Annotated in this window: 18 protein-coding genes; 1 reads left to right on the forward strand and 17 read right to left on the reverse strand. The window is 69.2% G+C overall.

What is annotated here, in order from left to right:
* The 6 genes from DW306_RS13530 to DW306_RS13555 all read right to left on the reverse strand — a co-directional run.
* Positions 1-536, reverse strand: a 536-nt coding sequence (locus tag DW306_RS13530) for a HutD family protein (protein WP_136056121.1), incomplete at its 3' end; no start/stop codon positions are given.
* 10 nt (positions 537-546) lie between these two features.
* A complete protein-coding gene (locus tag DW306_RS13535) occupies positions 547-888 on the reverse strand; it encodes a P-II family nitrogen regulator (RefSeq protein WP_136056122.1) in 342 nt (113 codons plus the stop codon).
* 28 nt (positions 889-916) lie between these two features.
* The gene (locus DW306_RS13540; RefSeq protein ID WP_136056123.1) at positions 917-2,188 is read right to left on the reverse strand and encodes an ammonium transporter; all 1,272 of its coding nucleotides are present in this window, start codon (positions 2,186-2,188) and stop codon (positions 917-919) included.
* Positions 2,189-2,213: 25 nt separating this feature from the next.
* A complete protein-coding gene (locus tag DW306_RS13545; RefSeq protein ID WP_136056124.1) occupies positions 2,214-3,440 on the reverse strand; it encodes an allantoate amidohydrolase in 1,227 nt (408 codons plus the stop codon).
* A 1-nt stretch (position 3,441) separates the two neighbouring features.
* Positions 3,442-4,635 (reverse strand): FAD-dependent oxidoreductase, encoded by a 1,194-nt coding sequence (locus DW306_RS13550; RefSeq protein WP_136056125.1) that lies wholly within the window; start codon positions 4,633-4,635, stop codon positions 3,442-3,444.
* A 3-nt stretch (positions 4,636-4,638) separates the two neighbouring features.
* Positions 4,639-5,793 (reverse strand): tyramine oxidase subunit B, encoded by a 1,155-nt coding sequence (locus tag DW306_RS13555; protein WP_136056126.1) that lies wholly within the window; start codon positions 5,791-5,793, stop codon positions 4,639-4,641.
* Between the two features lie 148 nt (positions 5,794-5,941).
* Here DW306_RS13555 and DW306_RS13560 point away from each other — a divergent pair, with 148 nt between their 5' ends.
* Positions 5,942-6,850: a LysR substrate-binding domain-containing protein gene (locus DW306_RS13560; RefSeq protein WP_136056127.1), complete on the forward strand. Its 909-nt coding sequence runs from the start codon at positions 5,942-5,944 to the stop codon at positions 6,848-6,850.
* A 21-nt stretch (positions 6,851-6,871) separates the two neighbouring features.
* Here DW306_RS13560 and DW306_RS13565 read toward each other — a convergent pair whose 3' ends face one another.
* The 11 genes from DW306_RS13565 to DW306_RS13615 form a co-directional block, all read right to left on the reverse strand.
* A complete protein-coding gene (locus DW306_RS13565) occupies positions 6,872-9,043 on the reverse strand; it encodes a N,N-dimethylformamidase beta subunit family domain-containing protein (protein ID WP_136056128.1) in 2,172 nt (723 codons plus the stop codon).
* A gap of 43 nt (positions 9,044-9,086) precedes the next feature.
* Positions 9,087-10,103, reverse strand: a complete 1,017-nt coding sequence (locus DW306_RS13570; protein ID WP_136056129.1) for a substrate-binding domain-containing protein — start codon at positions 10,101-10,103, stop codon at positions 9,087-9,089.
* An 80-nt stretch (positions 10,104-10,183) separates the two neighbouring features.
* Positions 10,184-11,227: an ABC transporter permease gene (locus tag DW306_RS13575; protein ID WP_136056130.1), complete on the reverse strand. Its 1,044-nt coding sequence runs from the start codon at positions 11,225-11,227 to the stop codon at positions 10,184-10,186.
* The gene (locus DW306_RS13580; protein ID WP_136056131.1) at positions 11,224-12,060 is read right to left on the reverse strand and encodes an ATP-binding cassette domain-containing protein; all 837 of its coding nucleotides are present in this window, start codon (positions 12,058-12,060) and stop codon (positions 11,224-11,226) included. The genes DW306_RS13575 and DW306_RS13580 overlap by 4 nt, the downstream gene beginning before the upstream one ends.
* 39 nt (positions 12,061-12,099) lie before the next feature.
* The gene (locus DW306_RS13585; RefSeq protein ID WP_136056132.1) at positions 12,100-12,867 is read right to left on the reverse strand and encodes an SDR family oxidoreductase; all 768 of its coding nucleotides are present in this window, start codon (positions 12,865-12,867) and stop codon (positions 12,100-12,102) included.
* A 34-nt stretch (positions 12,868-12,901) separates the two neighbouring features.
* Entirely contained in the window at positions 12,902-13,708 is an 807-nt protein-coding gene (locus DW306_RS13590) for a sugar phosphate isomerase/epimerase family protein (protein WP_168429332.1), read from the reverse strand.
* A 34-nt stretch (positions 13,709-13,742) separates the two neighbouring features.
* Entirely contained in the window at positions 13,743-15,200 is a 1,458-nt protein-coding gene (locus DW306_RS13595; protein WP_136056134.1) for an FGGY family carbohydrate kinase, read from the reverse strand.
* Between the two features lie 2 nt (positions 15,201-15,202).
* Positions 15,203-15,700, reverse strand: a complete 498-nt coding sequence (locus DW306_RS13600; protein ID WP_168429333.1) for a secondary thiamine-phosphate synthase enzyme YjbQ — start codon at positions 15,698-15,700, stop codon at positions 15,203-15,205.
* A gap of 50 nt (positions 15,701-15,750) precedes the next feature.
* Positions 15,751-16,656: a carbohydrate ABC transporter permease gene (locus DW306_RS13605; RefSeq protein WP_136056136.1), complete on the reverse strand. Its 906-nt coding sequence runs from the start codon at positions 16,654-16,656 to the stop codon at positions 15,751-15,753.
* Positions 16,653-17,612 carry a sugar ABC transporter permease gene (locus DW306_RS13610; protein ID WP_136056137.1) on the reverse strand — a complete coding sequence of 320 codons (960 nt, stop codon included), beginning with the start codon at positions 17,610-17,612 and terminating at the stop codon, positions 16,653-16,655. The genes DW306_RS13605 and DW306_RS13610 overlap by 4 nt, the downstream gene beginning before the upstream one ends.
* Positions 17,613-17,614: 2 nt before the next feature.
* Positions 17,615-19,063: an extracellular solute-binding protein gene (locus DW306_RS13615; RefSeq protein ID WP_136056138.1), complete on the reverse strand. Its 1,449-nt coding sequence runs from the start codon at positions 19,061-19,063 to the stop codon at positions 17,615-17,617.
* Between the last annotated feature and the right edge of the window lie 126 nt (positions 19,064-19,189).

The raw sequence follows: 19,189 nt of genomic DNA on the forward strand, positions 1-19,189 counted from the left end.
CCGGCCACGCGCAGCAGCGCGATGGCCGCGTCCGTGGCCGCGAGGTCCACGGTCTCGAGCGAGCGCACCACGCTCCCCGGCGGCAGCGTCTCGGACCGGCGACGCACCTCGCCGCCGAGCACGACGAGGGCGTCGGCGACGACGTCGACATCGATCCGACCGTCCACGTGCCGGATCTCCCAGCGCATCCGTCCGGTCGACCGACGCGTCATGAAGTTCACGACCGTCGCCCGATCACCCGCGGTATCGGCGACGACGTGATCCTCGCCCCGGAAGGCCAGGCCCGTGTGCATCGGGACCGACCGCTCCGCTCCGTCGATCTCGAGCGTCACGCCGCCGGGGCTGAGCGGGATGAGCACCCGGTCCGCTCCGAGGAACGGCGAGAACGGCATCCGTCCCTCGATCTCGGCGAGGCTGATGCGCCAGGCCGGTCGGGCCGCGAGCACCCGCGTGACTCCGAGGCCGTTGGCCCATGGTTCGGGTTCGACATCGGCCGGTCGGACGATCTCGAGGTCGGCGCGCGTGCGGTGCAGCATGATGTTCTTCTCAGCGGATGGCGGTGGGACCGGTCTCGCCGGTGCGGACGCGGATGACCTGGAGCACGTCGGTGACCCAGATCTTGCCGTCGCCGATCGCCCCGGTGCGGGCGGCCTCCTGTATGGCGTCGAGCGCGGCCTCGAGCACCTCGTCGTTGACGACGGTCTCGATGTAGATCTTCGGAAGGAAGTCGACCTTGATCCGCTGCGAGCGATAGACCTCGACCTTGCCGGTCTGCGTACCGTGCCCCTTCGCATCGAGGATCGTCATGCCGGCGACGCCGATCTCGGCGAGCGCGGTCTTGACGGGTTCGAGGGCACTGGGCTGCACGACGGCGGTGATGAGCTTCATGATGTTGTCCTTTCTCGGTGGGCGGCGCTCAGGAGCGCACGTCGTCCAGGTCGTAGGCCGTCTCGGCGTGGAGGGTGGTGTCGAGGCCGGTGACCTCGGTGCCGTCGGCGACGCGCAGCCCGACCGTGACCTTCAGCACCCACGAGATGAGCGCGGTCACGATGAAGGTGTAGACGAACACCGCGATGATCGCGATGGCCTGCGTGCCGAGGAGCGCCCAGTCCCCGCCGAAGAAGATGCCCGTGGCTCCGGCCGGCGAGGCGGGGTCGGCGAGGAAGCCGATCGCGAGCGTGCCGAAGATGCCGGGGAACATGTGGATCGCGACGGCGTCGAGCGCGTCGTCGTAGCCGAGGCGCTCCTTGAGGCTCAGTGCCGCGAACGCGACGACGCCGGCGAGGAGGCCGATGATGATCGCGCCGACCGGCGAGACGGAGTTGGCCGCGGGCGTGATGCCGACGAGTCCGCCGAGAACACCCGAGATCGCGCCCAGCGAGGTCGCCGCCTTGCGGACGATCCGCTCGACGATCAACCAGCCGAGCAGTCCGGCGCATGCGGCGATGAGGGTGTTCGTGACGGCCACACCGGCGCTGTCGTTGATGCCGCCGGACGATCCGCCGTTGAAGCCGTACCAGCCGACGAGCAGGAGCCCGCCGCCGACGATCGCGATCGGCAGGTTGCCGGGGCGACCCACGTGCGGGAAGTCGCGGCGCTTGCCGAGGAAGAAGGCGAGCACGAGCGCCGCGACGCCCGCGTTCATGTGCACGGCCGTGCCACCGGCGAAGTCGATCGCGTGCAGCTGGTTGGCGATCCAGCCGCCGACGGTCGAGCCGTCGGCCGAGTCGAACGCGAACACCCAGTGCGCGACCGGGAAGTAGACGAGGGTCGCCCAGAGGCCGCTGAAGATCAGCCAGGTCGAGAACTTCATGCGGCCTTCGACCGCGCCGCCGATGATGCCGACCGTGAGCCCGGCGAAGATCAGCTGGAACACGGCGATGAGGATCGCGGGCACGGTGCCCTCCGGCGTCTCGGCGCCGAGGAGCGACTGGATGCCGAACAGGCCGGTCGGGTCGCCGATGATGCCGGCGCCGCCCACGGAGTTCCCGAGGGTCAGGCCGTAGCCGTACAGCACCCAGAGCACGGCCGTGACGGCGAAGCCGCCGAACACGATCATCATCGTGTTGAGGATGTTCTTCGTGCGGGACAGACCGCCGTAGTACAGGGCGAGTCCGGGCAGCATGAGGGTGACGGCGACCGTGGCGGTCAGCATCCATCCCGTGTTCACCTGCGAGGTGATGTCCATGTCGATCTCCTTTCGGGGAGGGGGTCTAGTGCGTGAGGAGGTTCTCGAGCAGGTCGGCGAGCGCGTCCACGCCGGCGGCCACGTCTTCCGCTCCTGCGGTCTCGGCGGGGGTGTGCGAGGCGCCCGTGGGGTTGCGGACGAAGAGCATCCCGGTGGGGATGACAGCGGCGAGAACGCCGGCGTCGTGCCCGGCTCCCGTGTCGAGCACGGGGGCATCGGGGAGCACTGCCTGCATGCGGTCGCGCAGGGCGGGATCGAACGAGACGGTCGGCGAGAACGACTGCTCGGTGACGGTGACGGTGCAGCCCTCGGCATCCGCCGCGCGCTCGGTGCCCGCGGTGACCTCGCTGACGATGCGCCGCACGGCCTCTTCCGAGTGGTGCCGCACGTCCATCCAGAGGTCGACCGACGAGGCGATCACGTTCGTGCCGCCGGGCGTCACGGTGATGCGGCCGACGGTCCCGCGGGCGTCGTCCACCACGAGCGTGTGCACGCGCAGACTGCGGATCGTCTCGGCCGCCACGACGACCGGGTCCTGGCGATCCGCCATCCGCGTGGCTCCGGCGTGGTCGCCTCGACCCTCGATCCGCACGTGCCAGCGGCCGTGCGCGATGATCGCCCCCGCCAGCGCGACGGGTCGGCCGAGATCGATGAGTCCTCTGCCCTGCTCGACGTGCAGCTCGACGAACGCCGCGATGCCGGTCAGGCGGTCGGCATCGGCTCCGATGGTCGACGGATCGAATCCGGCAGCGGATGCCACATCGGCGAACGACCGTCCCGTCTCGTCCGTCAGCGCACGCACGCGATCCGGCTCGACCGCCCCGGCGAGAAGGCGGGAACCCAGGCAGGCGATGCCGAACCGCGATCCCTCCTCCTCCGGGAACACGGCCACGGCCAGCGGCCGCCCCGGTGCGATGCCGCGGTCGCGCAGCACGTCGACCGCGGCGAGCGCACTCGCGACTCCGAGAGGTCCGTCGAAGTTGCCCCCGCCGGGCACCGAGTCGAGGTGCGATCCGGTCACGATTGCACCGCTCCGGTCATCGGCATCCGGCACGTCCCACCAGGCCCAGAGGATGCCGTTGCCGTCGGTCTCGACGGTCAGGCCGCGCGCCGTGGCGTGGTTCTCGAACCAGCCGCGCAGCTCGAGCTCTGCCGGCGAGAAGACCGGGCGCGAGTATCCCCCGCGGTGCTGATCGACGCCGATTCCCTCGATCTCGGCCAGCAGCGCGTTCGCGTCGGCGTGCGTCGTCATGTCACACCCCCGCGAATCGCTGGCCGGCCGCGCGGAAGCGCTCGCCCGCGTGCTGGGATCCGACGACGAGGTCGAGCACGAGCTCGCCGAGCAGCGGAGCGAACTTGGCTCCTTGCCCCGAACAGGGCGAGAGGATCGTGATCCCCTCGACCCGGTCGATGATCATGTCGTCGCGCGGCACGTTGGTGAACAGGCAGGTCGTCTCGGCGTACGGCGTCGCGAAGAGACCCGGAGAGAAGTGCTCGACGAAGCCGATGACGCGCTTCCGGTTGGCGGGATCGATCCGTCCGTCCTGGTCGCGCGCCGACGGGATCACGCGGCCGCCGTTGTACTCGGCGACCTTCTGCCCGCGGAACTGCGCATCGCGTCCGCCGGGGAGGCTGTAGGCCTGCATGTCGCGTCCCTTGTAGATGAAGGTCGGCCACGAGGTCTCCCCGCCGACCGGCGTCTCGCCGCAGTCGCGCACGTCGCGGTAGAGGAAGTGGAACGCGTTCTCCTGGCGCACCTCGAACTGCGGCAGGGCGTCGACGAAATCCGACGGCAGATCGAGTTCGCCGAGGAGCGCGGGAAGCCAGCCGCCCGCCGCGATGATCACCTGTTCGGCGTGCACCGTGTCGCCCGTCGACGAGGTGACGAGATAGCCCGCGGATGCCCGACGCACGGACGCGACCTCCCACCGCGTGCGCACCCGGGCACCCGCGACGCGGGCGAGGTCGATCATCGCCTCGACCGACGCCTCGGCGTCGATCACGCCGGCTCCCGGGTGCCAGAGCACCTCGCTGTCGAAGTTCAGCTGCGACCAGCGCGCCTTCGCATCTCCGGCCGTCAGCAGCTCGTGCTCGACGCCCTGGCTCTCGAGCACCCCCGCGAGTCGACGCGGGTCGCGCACGACACCGCAGTCGAGGGAACCGCTGGGGATCACGAGCCGCTCGCCGGTCGCGGCTTCCAGCTCGTCCCAGCCGCGCTTCGCCTGCACGACGAGGTCGACGAAGAACGGGTCGAGGTAGGCGTAGCGGAAGATGCGGGCCGACCCGTGCGAACTGCCCAGAGCGGATGCCGGTTCGTCGCGCTCGAGCACGATCACGTCTTCGCCCGACTGCGCCAGTCGCCAGGCGGCCGCCGCACCGCTCAGCCCGGCGCCGATGACCGCGAACCTCGCGGACTCGTGCACTGCCTGTCCGTCCGTCGTGCTCATGGCTCAGGCCAGGTCCGGGGCGTTCCAGAGGTTGAGCTTCGTGCCGATGCCCAGCTCGACCGCGTTCTCGTAGACGGTCTTCGCCCAGGCGACGTCTTCCACACCCATGCCGCCCACGCTGAACAGCACCGGCTGCTCGTCGAACTCGCGCCCGGGCACGGTGCCCTCGAACACGTCGCCGATGTTCACGACCCGCGACTCGTCGAGCTCGCCCGCCTCGATCAGGTCCTGCCAGTAGAGGCCGATCATGCCGAACGCGGTCTCGTGCGAGGGCGCCGGGTACTCCTCGGCCCACGCCTCGTAGATCTTCTTGGCGTCGGCGATGAGCCGCGCCTTGCCGGAGAGCGTGTACTCCTTGTCCATCCGCAGGTTCGCCGGCAGGCTCAGGAACGCACCGGGCTTGATCCAGTCGCCGTCGATGTAGGGGTAGTTCTCCGAGCCGACGAGTCCGGTCACGGCCTCCGAGACGATGTCGGAGTCGCGCACGGCGGCCTCGACGGTCTCGGCGATCTCGATCGTCGTGAACTGCGGGTAGTGCTCGCGCACGTAGTCGGCGAACGCCTCCGACGTCGAGCGGCGGCGGCCGTTGATGCGGATCGTGTCGAGCGAGGGGCGGGCGGCGGTCATGGCGTGCAGCGCGCTCTTGTTCATCGCGCCGGGGCCGATGATGCCGAGGGACTTCGCGTTCACGGGTGCGAGCTTCTTGGCGGCGGCGCCGGGCACCGCGGCCGTGCGGTACGCGCTCTCGAGGTTGCCCGACATGATCGCGAACGGAGCACCCGTCTCCTTGTCGTTCAGCACGATGAGGTGGATGGAGCGCGGCAGACCCTGCTCGCGGTTGTCGATGTTCGACCCGTACCACTTGACCCCCGCTGTGTCGAAGCGGCCGCCGAGGTAGCCGGGCATCGCCATGAAGCGGCGGTCGGCGGCATCCAGCGGCATGGTCGGGAACGGCGAGGATGCCGGGAAGCCGACCTGCGCACCGTGCGAGTTCGCCGAGTTGCCGGCCATGCGGTAGTCGCCCTTGGCGACGAGGATCAGGACCTCCTCCATGACCTCCATGCAGCGCTCCATGTCTTTCACGCCGGCGGCGATGACCTCGGGCTCGCTCAGGTAGAGCATGTCGATCCGGGTGCGGGTGGCGGTGTCTGCAGTCATGGTCGGGTCCTCCGTGTCGGGTGCGTCGAGACCAGTTGAACGGCGCAAGCAATCCCAGGTCAAATACGATTTCTGACACCGATTGATAGCGTTTCGCTCGCAATGCGCCCGTAACGGAGCGGTAATACGGAGCACGTATCGTGACCGCATGGAACTCCGTCAGCTGCGCTATTTCCTGGCGGTGGCGGACGAGCTCCACTTCGGTCGAGCGGCCCAGAAGCTGCACATGTCGCAGCCGCCGCTCAGCGTGCAGGTCGGCCGTCTCGAACGCGAGGTCGGCACACCCCTGTTCGAGCGCAGCACCCGCCGGGTCTCGTTGACGCCCGCCGGCCGGCACCTGCAGGAGCGCGCGCGGAGGATCATCGACGAGGTCGACGCCGTCCGTGCCGAGATGCGCGACTACGTCGACGGACTCGCCGGACACCTGACGGCCGGCTTCGTCAGCTCCGCGAACTACACCGTGCTCCCGGAGGTGGTGCAGCTCTTCCGCGCTCGTCGTCCGAACGTGAATCTCACCCTCGTGCCGCTGACCTCGGGCGAGCAGTTCGACCGCCTGCGGGAGGGGTCGATCGACATCGGGATCGTGCGCGACGAGATCCCGCGGCCCGGGCGCTCGTCACCCGTCCTGACCACCGAGGTCGTCTTCGAGGAGCGGCTGGTGGCCTGCCTGCCGATCGCGCACCCGCTCGCCGGACGCGACGAGGTGACGGCGGCGGAGATCATCCAGGTGCCGATGATCGCCTACCCCCGCTCGCTCATGCCCGGCTACGTCGACCGGGTCAGCGACGTGCTGGGAACCGCGGGGACGCCCCGCATCATCGAAGAGGTCGTGCACCAGGAGACCGCGCTCGGCTTCGTCGCCGCGGGCCTCGGCACGAGCATCCTTCCCGAATCCGTGCGGCAGCTGGTGCCGCCGTCGATCGCCGTCGTGCCCCTCGCCGGGTCGCCGGTCACGCGGCTGCTGGCGGCGTACCCGGTCAAAGAGGACGAGAGCGCGGTCGTGGCGGCGTTCATCGCCTGCCTGCAGGATGCCGCGGGGGCACTCGCCGTGCGGTGAGCGTCGGTCGTCGACCTCGGGTCAGCTCGCCCTTCGCGCGCGGGAGAGCATCTCGCCGATCACGTTGGTCATCACCGTCGAGACGTTGTTGCGGTACCCGTTATGCGACAGCGCGCCCGTGAAGCAGATCGAGCCGACGCTGAACACCGCCCCGCCGCCCGGCTTCTCGAGCCACGTCATATCGGACCGCACGTCCGGCGACTCGGTGCCGCCGAGACCGGCGCGCGAGGCCATGACGTCTTCGCCCGCGAGCAGGTAGAAGTCGCTGTGCCCGGTCGATGTCGCGAGCACCACGGTCTCGGGCGGGCTTCCGCGTTCGGGATCGAAACGGTCGATCTCATCCCCCGACGAGCCGTTCATGATGAGACCGAAATCGCCGATGACCTCATCGTCCACGCCCGCGAAGACGAAGCCGAGTTCGGCGGGGAGAGCGGCCGATCGCCGATAGCCTGGAGCCTTCGAATCCCAGCCCTGCGCAGTCATGCCGATGCCGGTGAGGCCGTTCGGCCATCGGCCGCGCTGACGCCACATCCCGCCCGGCTCCCCCGTCGTGCTGTGGAAGCCCTGGCCCGGCCCGCCTTCGGACGGGCGGGTGCCGACCGGTCCGCGTCGGATCTCCAGCAGATGAGGTCGCTCGGCATCCTGACTGGTCACCCAGTAGAAGCCGTTCCCACCGAGGTACATGAGGGATCCGCCGTCGTCGAGATGCGCTTCCAGGGCGTCCAGCATCCGCCCGCTGACGTACTCCGGGTGGCTGCCGGTGATGACGACGTCGTAGGCGGCGAGCAGCGCGGCTCCGTCGCGGTGGAGGTCGTGATCGGTGAGGACGTCGAAGGGCTGCCCTTTCTCCATCAGCCAGTCGACGAGGTACAGATCCGCGCTCAGATGGCGCGGGGCGTCCTGCAGCCAGGCACGGTAGTCGGGACGGAGGTTCGGGATGGGGCGCAGATGCGTCGAGTACGAGCACGTGCTGCCGTCGGAGTGCACGTCGTACATGCTCAGACCCCACTCCGGATGCTCCGCGAGCTCGAGGTCGCGGTGACCCGGGTGGATCGGATGATCGCTCATCTGATCGCCCTCGAAGTCGAGCCGGGTCACCATCCGCTCGTTCCCGTACGCGATGTAGGTGAACGTGGGCAGCAGGACGGCGATGCGGGCACGCGGACCCGACGCGGAGGGGCGTACGGCGAAGGGCACGTGATCGACCTGCGCTCCCGCGCGCAGCTCGACGGCATAGACGCCCGAGTCGAGGTCGTCCGGCACGGTGAAGCTCAGGCTCACAGGCCAGCCGGCGTCGTCGAGGTCGTCGTCGTGGAAGTGGATGGCGCCGTACTGCTCCGGCACCTTCGTGAAGTCCACCTCCTCGTGGCGCCACAGGGCTCCGGTGGCGGCGCGCAGAGGCGCGTTGATCACGACGCCGTGGTACTCGTGCCCGCCGACGTCGACGCACCGCGCGCTGCCCATCTCGCGCTCGAGCCGCCAGTCGGCGACCGCTGTCCGCGACCCGTCGGCGGCACGGCTGTGGATCTGCGGATGCTCGATCTTGCCGTTGAAGACCCGATCCGGCGCCCACTGGGTCCCGACACGTGGACAGCTCACGGCGGCGATCACCGCCGACGCGGCGGACGAGCCTGCCGAGATCGGCACCTCGTCCGTCGCTCCGCTCCACATCTCCCGACGTGCACGGAGTTCGGTGCATCGCGCCACCAGCAGATCGTCGGAGGAGACACGGAGCTCCAGCCGGTACCAGCTGCCGCGACGCCAGGGCACGGACAGCGAGGACACCTCCCCGTCGGCGCCGCGCAGGCTCAGCGCACCCCCCGCATCGATCACGGCGGAGAGCGCGACCGTGCCGTCGGCCGCGAGCAGCGAGATCACTCCCTGCTCGCGACCGGCATCCGGCGTGGTCGGCTTCAGGAGCACCGACACCTCGATCCCGCGCAGGGGCGTGCCGCCGAGGCTCGGCACCACGATGCACGACCCCAGGTGGACGTCGCGCAGACCACCGGGAACGGTGCGCGGCGCGAACCCGGGAACCGGCAGGATCCGGCGCCCCGGGCCCTGCGGGTTCTCGTCCCCATGACGCAGTCGCACCAGGCTCACCTCGACCGTGTCGGCGCTCGCGCTGACCATCAGGTCCACGACCTCGCCGGGTTCGGCCGAGAGCGTGTTCAGGTATCCGGTGAGAGTCATGCGGTTCTCCGTCCGAGGTGGGTGGGTTCTGGGTGTTCGAGGGTCAGTTGCACTCGGTCTTGTACCAGAGCTTCTGGCCTTCGGGAGTGTCGACGTCGTCGCTGGTGAGGATCTCGACCGGCGCATCGACGGTCTTCGACACCTCTTCACCGCGCAGCTGCTTCGCGATCTGCTCGATCGCCAGCTCGCCCATCGCGTACGGCTGCTGGGCGACGGTCGCCTGCAGCACACCCTCCTGCAGCAGTTCGACGTTCGCCGCACCGGCATCCCAGCTGACCATCTTCACGTCACCGACCACGTCGGCGTTGCGCAGCGCCACCGCCGCACCCGTCGAGTTGAGGTAGTTCGTCGTGTAGATGGCCTTGAGGTCGGGGTACTTCACGAGCGTGGAGGCGGCGTTGGCCTGGATCACGTCGGCCGAGATCTCCGGGTACGAGATCGACACCACCTCGATGTCGGGGTAGTCCTTCAGCGCATCCTCGAATCCGGCGATGCGCGCCTGCGTGATGGGGTTGGTGGCGAGCGAGCCGATCGCAGCGATCTGCCCTTCCCCGCCGATGAGCTCCGCGAGATACTTCGTGATCTCCTTCGCGCCCTCATAGTGGTTCGAGGCGACGAACGAGTCGTAGAGGTTGTCGTCCTCCAGCTGGGCGTCGACGTCGATGACCACCACGCCGTCCTCCCGCGCCGACTGCACCGGGATGCCGCCGGCCACCGGATCCGCGGGGGTGTAGACGAGGGCATCCGGGGAGCTCGTGAGCACATTCTGGATGATGGTCGTCAGCTGCGCCTGGTTCTGGTTCTGCGGGGCCTGCAGCTCGCCGACCTCCATCCCCAGCTTCTTGCCCGCGGCCTGTGCGCCGCAGGCGACCTGCACATAGTACGGGTCACCGGACTGGGGACCGGCGATGGCGACCTTGGCGCCGGTCACCGCGTCCTCTCCGCCGTCTCCGGCGCCCGGATCGGCGGTCGAGCAGGCGGCGAGCGGGGCGATCAGCAGCGAGGTGGCGGCCAGAGCGAGGAGGATGCGACGGCGAGAGCGTGCGGACGGTGCGTTCATGAGGACTCCTGTGTCGTGAGGGCGTGCGAAAGGAAGGGTCAGTGCATGGAGGGTGAGGCGGAGAAGGGGCGGTCGGAGGATCAGCTCGAGGCGGAGCTCGATCTGCGGAGGCTGCGCAGGCGCCGGAGGCGGTCGAGGTAGAGGGCGCCGATCAGCACGGCGCCGGTGACCACCTGCTGCCAGAAGCTCTGCAGCCCGGCGATCACGAGACCGCTCGCGAGCACGACGGGGATCGCGTTCCCGAGCGCGGTGCCGGCGATGGTGCCGACTCCGCCGAACAGGCTCGCTCCGCCGAGGATCGCCGCGGTCGCGGCGGTCAGGGCATCGAGCGAGTGGCCCGAGATGTTGGTCGTGCCGTAGACCGAGAGCGAGAGCCAGCCGGCGAGGCCCGCCAGCAGGCCGGACAGGCCGTAGATGACCGCGAGGTGGCGGCGAACAGGGATGCCGGCGCGCACGGCCGCCTCCTTGTTCGAGCCGATCGCGTAGGTGTGCCGGCCGAACGCGGTCGAGTGCAGGGCGATGGCGGCGATGATCGCGACGACCGCGGCGATGATGACCACCCACGGCACTCCCAGGAGCCGGCCGACGCCGAACTGCGACATCGCCGACGGCATCCCGCTGAGGTCCTGTCCGCCGGTGAAGACCTGCGCCAGGCCCAGAGCCGCGCCGAACATGCCGAGCGTGACGATGATCGGGTTGAGGTCGGCGTACGCGACCAGCAGACCGTTGATCCACCCGAGCAGCAGTCCGCTCGCGACGGCGACGCCGAGCCCGAGGAGGGCGGTGCCCCAGCCGTCTCCGCCGACCCGCTGCATGACGATCATGCTGACGACACCGGAGAAGACCAGCACCGATCCGACCGAGAGGTCGAAGCCGGCGGTGATGATCACGTACGTCACGCCGACGGCGAGGATCAGCATGATCGAGCCGGCGAGGAACATGTTGCGCACATTGGCGGCCCCCAGGAAGGGCTGCCCGTTGATGATCGCGAACACGACGACCAGCAGGATGAGCGCGCATGTCACGACGAAGAGCGGATGCTGCCACGCACGCTCGAGGCGCTCGCGCCAGGAGGGAGGTTCGGGTGTTGCGACGGGCGCGCCCAGGGTGTCCAGGGAAGTCATCGGTCTCCTCGATTCTCGGTGTCGGTCGGCGCGGACGACGCGCTGCCCCCGGTCATGGTGGACACGAGCAGCTCGAGGCTCGCCTCCTGCCGCGAGTAGCTCGCGACGCGCTGGCCGAGACGCAGCACCTCGATCCGGTCGGCGACGCTGAGCACGTCGGACATGTTGTGGCTGATCAGCACGACGGCGAGACCGCGATCGGCGACGCGCCTGACCATGTCGAGCACACCCTTCGTCTGCACGACGCCGAGTGCGGCGGTCGGCTCGTCGAGGAGCACGACCGTGCGCGCCCAACTCACGGCCCGCGCGACGGCGACTCCCTGACGCTGGCCGCCGGACATGTCGCTGACGGAGCCGCGACGCGGATCCGCCGTGACGCCGAGCTGCGCGAACTCGCGCTGCGCGGCGGCGGCCATCGACTTGTTGTCGAGGAAGCCGAACGCGCCGAGCAGTCCCTTGCGCCGCGTCTCGCGACCGAGGAACATGTTCGCGACCGGTCCCATGTCGGGTGCGAGAGCGAGATCCTGCCACACGGTCTCGATCCCGGCGGCCTGAGCATCGGTCGGTCCGTTCGCCCGGAAAGGCTCACCGCCGACGTACACCTGCCCGTCGTCGGGCGCGAGTGCTCCGGAGAGCACCTTGACGAGTGTGGACTTGCCGGCGCCGTTGTCGCCGATCAGTGCGGTCACCTCGCCCGCCCGGCAGTCGAAGTCGGCGCCGCGCAGGGCGTGGACGTGGCCGTACGAGACGCGGATGCCGCGGGTGCTGAGCGCGGTGTCGTGCGGAGGCGACGCGGTCGTCGTGCCCCCGCTGCTGCGGAGATCGGAGTTCATCAGACCTGCTTCCTTCCTGGCTGCCGGAGCGGCCGGGGGTCAGACGGCGGTGTAGCCGCCGTCGATGGTCACCTGCTGAGCGGTCATGTAGCTCGACACGTCGGAGGCCAGGAACACCACGAGACCGGCCACATCCTCGGGGGTCGCCATGCGGCCCTGCGGGATGAGGGAGACCCATTCGGCCTCGAGCGACGGCTCGCGCTCGATGATCTGCCGCGTGAGGTCGGTCAGCACGTATCCGGGGGCGACGGCGTTGACGCGGATGCCGGAGGCCGCCCACTCCACGGCCAGCGACTTCGCCAGGTGCGCGACAGCCGCCTTGGACGAGTTGTACGACGCCGCCCACTGCGGCACGTTCACGATCGACCCGGACATCGACGAGATGAGCACGGCGCTGCCGGTCTCTCCCGCCTCCAGCAGCGTGCGTCCGAACGCCTGGGCCGAGAAGAAGGTGCCGGTGAGGTTCACGTCGATGACCTTGCGCCACTGGTCGGCGGTCACGTCGATGGAGTCGCCGTTGATCTCGATGCCCGCGGCGGTCAGCAGCACGCGCGGCACGCCGAGCTGCTCCTTCACGTGGGCGAAGGCGGCTGCCGTGGCATCCTGATCCGTCACGTCGAGGCGGTGTCCGAGGGCGCGGACCCCGAAGTCCGAGGCGATCTGCGCGGCGGTCTCCTCGACCGTCTCGAGAAGGTCGAACAGGGCGATGTCGGCGCCCTCCGCGGCGAGCGCGCGGGCGACGGCGAGGCCGATGCCGCGTCCGCCTCCGGTGACGACGGCGATGCGTCCGGCGAGGTCGATGTTCATGTTTTCTCCTTGGGGTGGAAAGGGAAGGGGATGGTCAGGCGCCGATGAGCTCGCGCAGCAGCGCCGCGGTCTGCGGCAGGGTGCGGGCCGGGTCGCCGCTCGTCGAGCACTCGAGGTTGACGGCGCCGCGGTAGTCGATCTCGTGCAGTGCCTGGAAGATGGCCGGCCAGTCGAGGGCGCCACCGCCGGGGAGCAGACGGTTGCTGTCGCCGAGGTGCACGTGGCGCACCTGGTCGCCGGCCGCACGCAGGGCGTCGGGGATGTTCGCCTCCTCGATCGACATGTGGAACGTGTCGGGCAGCAGGCCGGCATTCGGATGCTGCACCTGGGCGAGCACCGCGAGATTGTCGGCGACGGAGTTCAGGTACCGGCTCTCGTAGCGGTTGAGCGGCTCGAGGAGCACCGCGCCGTCGGAACCGGCGACCCGGTCGAGGAGCTCGCGGTAGAACGCCGTGAACTCGTCGTTCTGAGCCGCAGTGAGCTGCTGGTAGGGGTCGAAGAGCGGCATCGGGTCCTGCGGGCCGTACTGGTACTCGATCTCGGTGACCAGGCCCAGCTCGGCGCAGACGTCGGCCGTCTCCCGGTACATGTCGCGGCAGCGCCTGCGCAGGTCGGCGTCGTCCGACATCGCGTGGCCGTAGATGTCTCCCACGAGCACGAACTCGACGGGCCGCACTCCGGTGCGCGTCTCGAGTTCCGCGAGTTCGCTGCGAACGCTCGCGTTCCAGAGCTCGACGGGCTGGAACACGGCGATCGCGTCGTATCCCCAGTCGCGCAGCAGTTCGGCCTGGGCGGTCAGGGTGTCGCCGGGGATCATCGGTGTGGAGCAGCAGAGGATCATTGCATCCTTCTCTCGGGTGGGTGTCGGACGCCGCTCACTGCGGATACAGACGCGTGAGGGCGGTGTCGAAGCGGTCATATCGGGCGGCCAGGGCAGCGTCGATCCGGGGACGGTAGACCCGTTCCGACGGTGCGTGGAGTGCTGCGGTGTCATCGATCGAGGTGAGAGCACCGGCGGCGACGAGGGCGAGGACGGCCGCGCCTCGGCAGGCGGCCTCCTGTTCGTCGGGAACACGCAGCGCGACGCCGCACACGTCGGCCTTGAGCTGATTCCAGAACGACGAGGCGGTGCCGCCCCCGGCGCTGACGATCTCCTCGACCGCCTGTCCGCTCCCGCGAAGGGCGTCGATGTTGCGGCGCAGCAGGTGGGCCACACCCTCCATCACGGCATACGCGAGGTCGATCCGGTCGTGCCGCAGCTGCAGCTCCAGGAACGCGCCGCGGGCGTCGGGCTGGAAATCGGGGGGATTCACTCCCGTCAGGTACGGGAGGAACAGCGGTGCGCCGCGGTGGTCGCGATCGCGCAGCTCCCTCTCGAGCGCGTCGTACGGGATGCCGCCGGCGATGCTCTCGCGGAACCATTCCAGGGCCACCCCGCCGCTGTCGGCGCAGGTGAACAGCACAGTCTCGTCGGCGCGCAGGCCCGGGTGGAACGAGACGCGGTCCGCCGGGTCGAAGCTCCAGTCGGGCGCGATGAGCGAGAGCGCGAGGACCGTGCCGGCGGATGCGCTGACAGCGCCTGCGGCGTAGGACGACAGCCCGAGCATCGCGCAGAAGTGGTCGAGCGCGCCGACGTTCACCGAGTACGAGGTCGCCGGAGGCAGCTGGTCGAGGATCTCGTCGCGAACCGAGCCGATCGTCGTCCCCGCCGGCACCACCTCGGGGAGCATTTCCGGGCGGATGCCGCAGAACTCGACCATCTCGTCCCAGTACCGTCGGCGGGGCACGTCGTAGAGGTAGGTGAACCCGCGGGTGGTCTCCTCCCCGACCGCACGCCCCGTGAGGCGGAACAGGACGAAGTCCTTGATCATCAGCACATGACGCGCGGCGACGAGCAGCTCGGGGCGGTGGGCCGCGAACCAGCGCAGCTTCGTGGCCGGCCAGGTCGCGACCGACTCCGGCTGCCCCGTGACCGCGAAGGCGTCGTCGGTGCCGAAGCGGTCGGCGATCTCGTCGGCCTCGATCGTCGAGCGCTCGTCCATCCAGGAGATGCCGGGGGCGAGAGGTCGTCCGTCCGCATCGGCGAGTACGAGCGCCTCCGCCTGACCGGTCAGCACGATGTGTGCGTCCTGATCGGTGCCCGGCGCCTGGCGCGCGCACTCGGCGATGAGCTGGAGGACGCTCGCCAGAACGGCTTCGGGATCGAACTCCACGTACACGCCGTCGCGCCGGTACCGCATGGCGTCGCGGGCGACGGCGAGCTGCTGGGCGCGCTCGTCGAACAGGACGACCTTGATATTGGTCGTCCCCAGATCGACGGCGTAGATCAGCATCCTCAGTTGCCCAGTATGGTCAGCACGACGGTGCGCTCGCGAGCCCTCACCGCGTCGAGATCGCCGAAGTACACGCGACCGAACTCGCCGAGCACGGGAGCGCCGTCCTTGACGGGCACCGCTTCGGAGCGGCCGATGATCGACGACACGATGTGTCCGTCGGTGTTGAGCCCCCACGAGGGGTGCTCGCCGCGGAGCTCGGCTGCGTTCTTGATGTGGATGGGTCCCGGGTGGAGGTACTGACCCTCGTGGCGGGCCGGCGGCACGATCTTCGCGAAGACGTTGAGGGTGTCCTGCAGCAGCAGCTGGGTGCCGTAGTACGTCACGTCCTCCGACTCCTCTTGAATGAGCACGCAGCAGCTCGTGTGCGGAGTGAAGGCGTGCACGATGCCCTCCACGACGCCGGATTCCTGCACGAACCGGACGACCTCGTCGGTGACGTCGAAGAAGTCCTGCCGGGCGGGGGTGGAGAGGGTGAAGGAGTGAGTCTGGACGACCATCGTGGTGTTCCTTGCTGGTGTGATGGGACGAGAGGGCAGAGCGGGCGAGGTCATTCGGCGGACACCGCCCCGCCGGTCATCCCGGCGACGATGTGCTTCTGGACGATGAAGGCGATGATGAGCACCGGGAGGATCGTCACCGTGCCGACGGCGGCGACCTGCCCCCAGGAGGTGCCGATCGGTGTGATCAGACCGGGGATCGCGACCGGAAGCGTCTCGGTGTTGCGCCCGGTCAGCACGAGGGCGAACAGGAACTCGTTCCACGAGTTGATCAGGCAGAAGATCCCCGTGGACGCGAGGCCGGGCTTGACGATCGGGAGGATGACGCGGAGGAAGGTCCCCCATTCGCCGCAGCCGTCCAGGCGCGCCGCCTCGTCGAGCGAGATCGGCACGGCGAGGAAGAAGCCGCGCATCATCCAGACGGTGAACGGCAGGGCGAAGGTGAGGTGGGCGGCGACGAGGGCGAAGTACGAGTCGCGTACGCCCAGCGTCGAGGCGAGCACGAAGAGCGGGACGGCGAGCACCATGGCCGGAAGCAGGCGTGCCGCGAGCAGCGCCATCATGAACGTCTCGCCCTTCTTCACGCGACTGAGGCTGTACGCCGCCGGGACGCCCACGACCAGAGCGATCACCGTCGAGACCAGACCGACGACGGCCGAGTTGATCAGGTTGTCGGTGAAACCCTTCTGGAGGAACGCCTCACGGTAGTTCTCGAGTGTCGGGACGAAGAAGAGGCTCGGCGCGGACGAGAAGATGTCGACGCGGTCCTTGAACGAGGTCAGCACGAGCCAGATGATCGGCGAGAGGTAGACGAGGATCAGCGCCGCGGCCACGATCCCCAGGATGATCTGGACCGCCTTGATCCGCGTCGGACCCGTCGGCAGGGGCGCCTCGAGGCGCGAGGTGTCCCGCCGGGTCACGATGGCCCGGGTGTTGACGACCGTCGTGGTGCTCATGCGTCGGCTCCCTTGCGGTTGAGGAAACGGAAGAGGATGGCGGCGAGCGTCGCGACGACCGCGAAGGTGGCGACACCGAGGGCGGCGCCGTAGCTCATGTCGAAGGCCGCGAAGCTGACCCGGTACTGGAAGATGTCGTTGACCGTGGTGGCCGACCCGGGACCGCCGCCGGTCAGGATGTACACCTGGTCGAACTGCCGGATCGCCTCGGTCGCGCGGAACAGGACGGCCACGATGAGCACCGGCCGCACCATCGGCAGCATCACGTGCCAATAGAGCTGGAAGGTGTTGCATCCGTCCAGCTGCGCAGCCTGGATCTGCGCCTGCGGTGCGGCCGCGAGCCCGGCGAGGACCATCAGGGCGATGAAGGGCGTCCACTCCCACACGTCCATCACGACCAGGGCCGCGAACGCCCCGCCGGCCGAGTCGAGAACGCCGCCGTCTCCCACCAGGCCGAAGAACCGGAGGAAGTCGCTCATGTACCCGAACTGCGGGTTGAGGCCGAAGCTGAACATGAGGCCGACCACCAGCGGGGTCGCGATCATCGGCAGCAGCAGAGCCGAGGTCACGATGCGCCGGGTGCGGATCAGCCGCGACAGCACGACTCCGATCACCGTGCCGATGAGCGTCTCGATGCCGACCGCCAGCACCACGTAGCCGATCGTCACGAGGATCGCGCGGCCGAACTGCGCGTCGCCGAACATGCGCACGTAGTTGTCGAACCCGATCCAGTGGCCGTCGGCCGCGGCGTCGACCGGGCTGTACGACTGGAAGCTGAGGATGACGCTGTAGGCGAGGGGGAAGGCGAGCACCACGGCCAGGATGATCAGGCTCGGCGCCTGCATCCCGAAGCGCGTCCAGAAGGCCCGCCGTCGGGCGTTCCGACGGTACCCGTCCCGATCCGTCGGCGCCGGGGCGGGCGGCGACGACGAGGGCGTGTCGATGACAGCGGTCATGATCAGAAGTCCTTCAGCGGCAGCTTGTCGCCGAGGATGCCCTCGATCTCGGTCTGCGCGTCGGTGAGGGCGTTCTGCGGACTCTCATCGCCGACGAGCGCGGTCGACACCTGCAGGGCGAGCTGATCGAGCATCTGCGGCCACTCGGCGTTGCGGGGACGCGCGACGGCGTTCTCGAGGCTGCTCAGCTGCTGCGGCCACGAGGGCAGTGCGGCCACCAGGTCGGCGTCCTCGAAGGCGGCGCGCGTGGCGGGGACTCCGCCCATCTCGCCGATCTGCTTCTGCACGGATGCCGAGAGCGCCCAGGCGACGAAGAGGTATGCGGCATCCTTGTCGACGGCCTGCTTGCTGATCGTGTACGTCCATGCGCCGTGCAGAGCGTGGTGCTCGTCGCCCTCGGCAGCGACGGGGATGTCGCCGTAGCCGATCTTGCCCACGACGGCGGACTGGGACTCGTCGTCCATCGCGCCGGCGGTGTCGCCCCACGAGATCGCCTGTGCGGCGATCCCCTGCTGGAGGTTGGCGGTCACCTCATCCCAGGTGGCCGAGGTGAATCCGGGAGGTGCGAACTCGCCGAGCGATTTCATGTAGTCGAGGCTCTCGACCGAGGCGTCGCTGTCGACGACGAGCTCGCCGTCGGCGTCGACGACGCCGCCGCCGAATCCGCCGGCGTAGTTCATCCACTCGAAGACCGCGGCCTCGTGGCGCTTGCCCGCCATCGTGACGCCGTACATCGGCTCGGTCAGCACCTCGCCTGCGAGCGTCTCCCCGGCGTCCCGCGTGAAGAACTCGGCGATGTCGTGGTACTGCTGCCAGGTCTGCGCGGGCGCGAGATCGTACCCGTATGCGGCGGCGAAGGCAGCCTGCTCTTCGGGGTTCTCGAGGAGGTCGGTGCGGTACATCATCATCGTCACCGCGCTGTTCGAGGGCATGCCGTAGGACTTCCCGCCCCACTCGGCGGCGGTCTCCCAGAGACCGGGGATGATGTCGTCCGGGTCGTAGTCGTCCCCGACGCGGTCGGCGTTCGCCTCGATCAGCGGGGTGATCTCCTCGACGTAGTCGCTCCCGGCGTAGGCGCCGAGGTAGTCGTAGGGGATCGAGACGACGTCGAAGTCGCCCTGTGCGGTCGAGAAGTCGAGGGTGACGCTCTGCACGAGCTGCGCGAACGGAGCCGTCTCGATGTTCACCTCGATACCGGTCTTGGCGGTGAAGTCCGGGGCGAGTTCGGCGAGGATCTCCGAGTTCAGGGTGGCTTCGGCGAGCACGTTGAGCTCGGTACCGGCGAACTCCTGCGACCAGCCGTCTGCGGCTTCCGGGTCGACATCGGCACTGCCGCCGCTGCAGCCGGCGAGGGCCAGCGCGGCGGTGACGGCGAGGCCGGTCGCGGCGAGGGCGCGGCCTGCCGGGAGGTGGCGGCCGCGCGAGGAGCGGGTGCGGGTGTTGAGGTACATCAGTGTCCTTCCGATCGGCCAGCGGGTGTGATCGTCTTTCAACGCAATGTAATTGGTTCACACTTCGGTTGCAATAGACCGGGGCATATTTGTGAATCTGTTACATTCGCGAAACATGATGTGATA

The sequence above is a fragment of the Microbacterium sp. K24 genome, assembly GCF_004794465.1.
Lineage (GTDB): Bacteria > Actinomycetota > Actinomycetes > Actinomycetales > Microbacteriaceae > Microbacterium.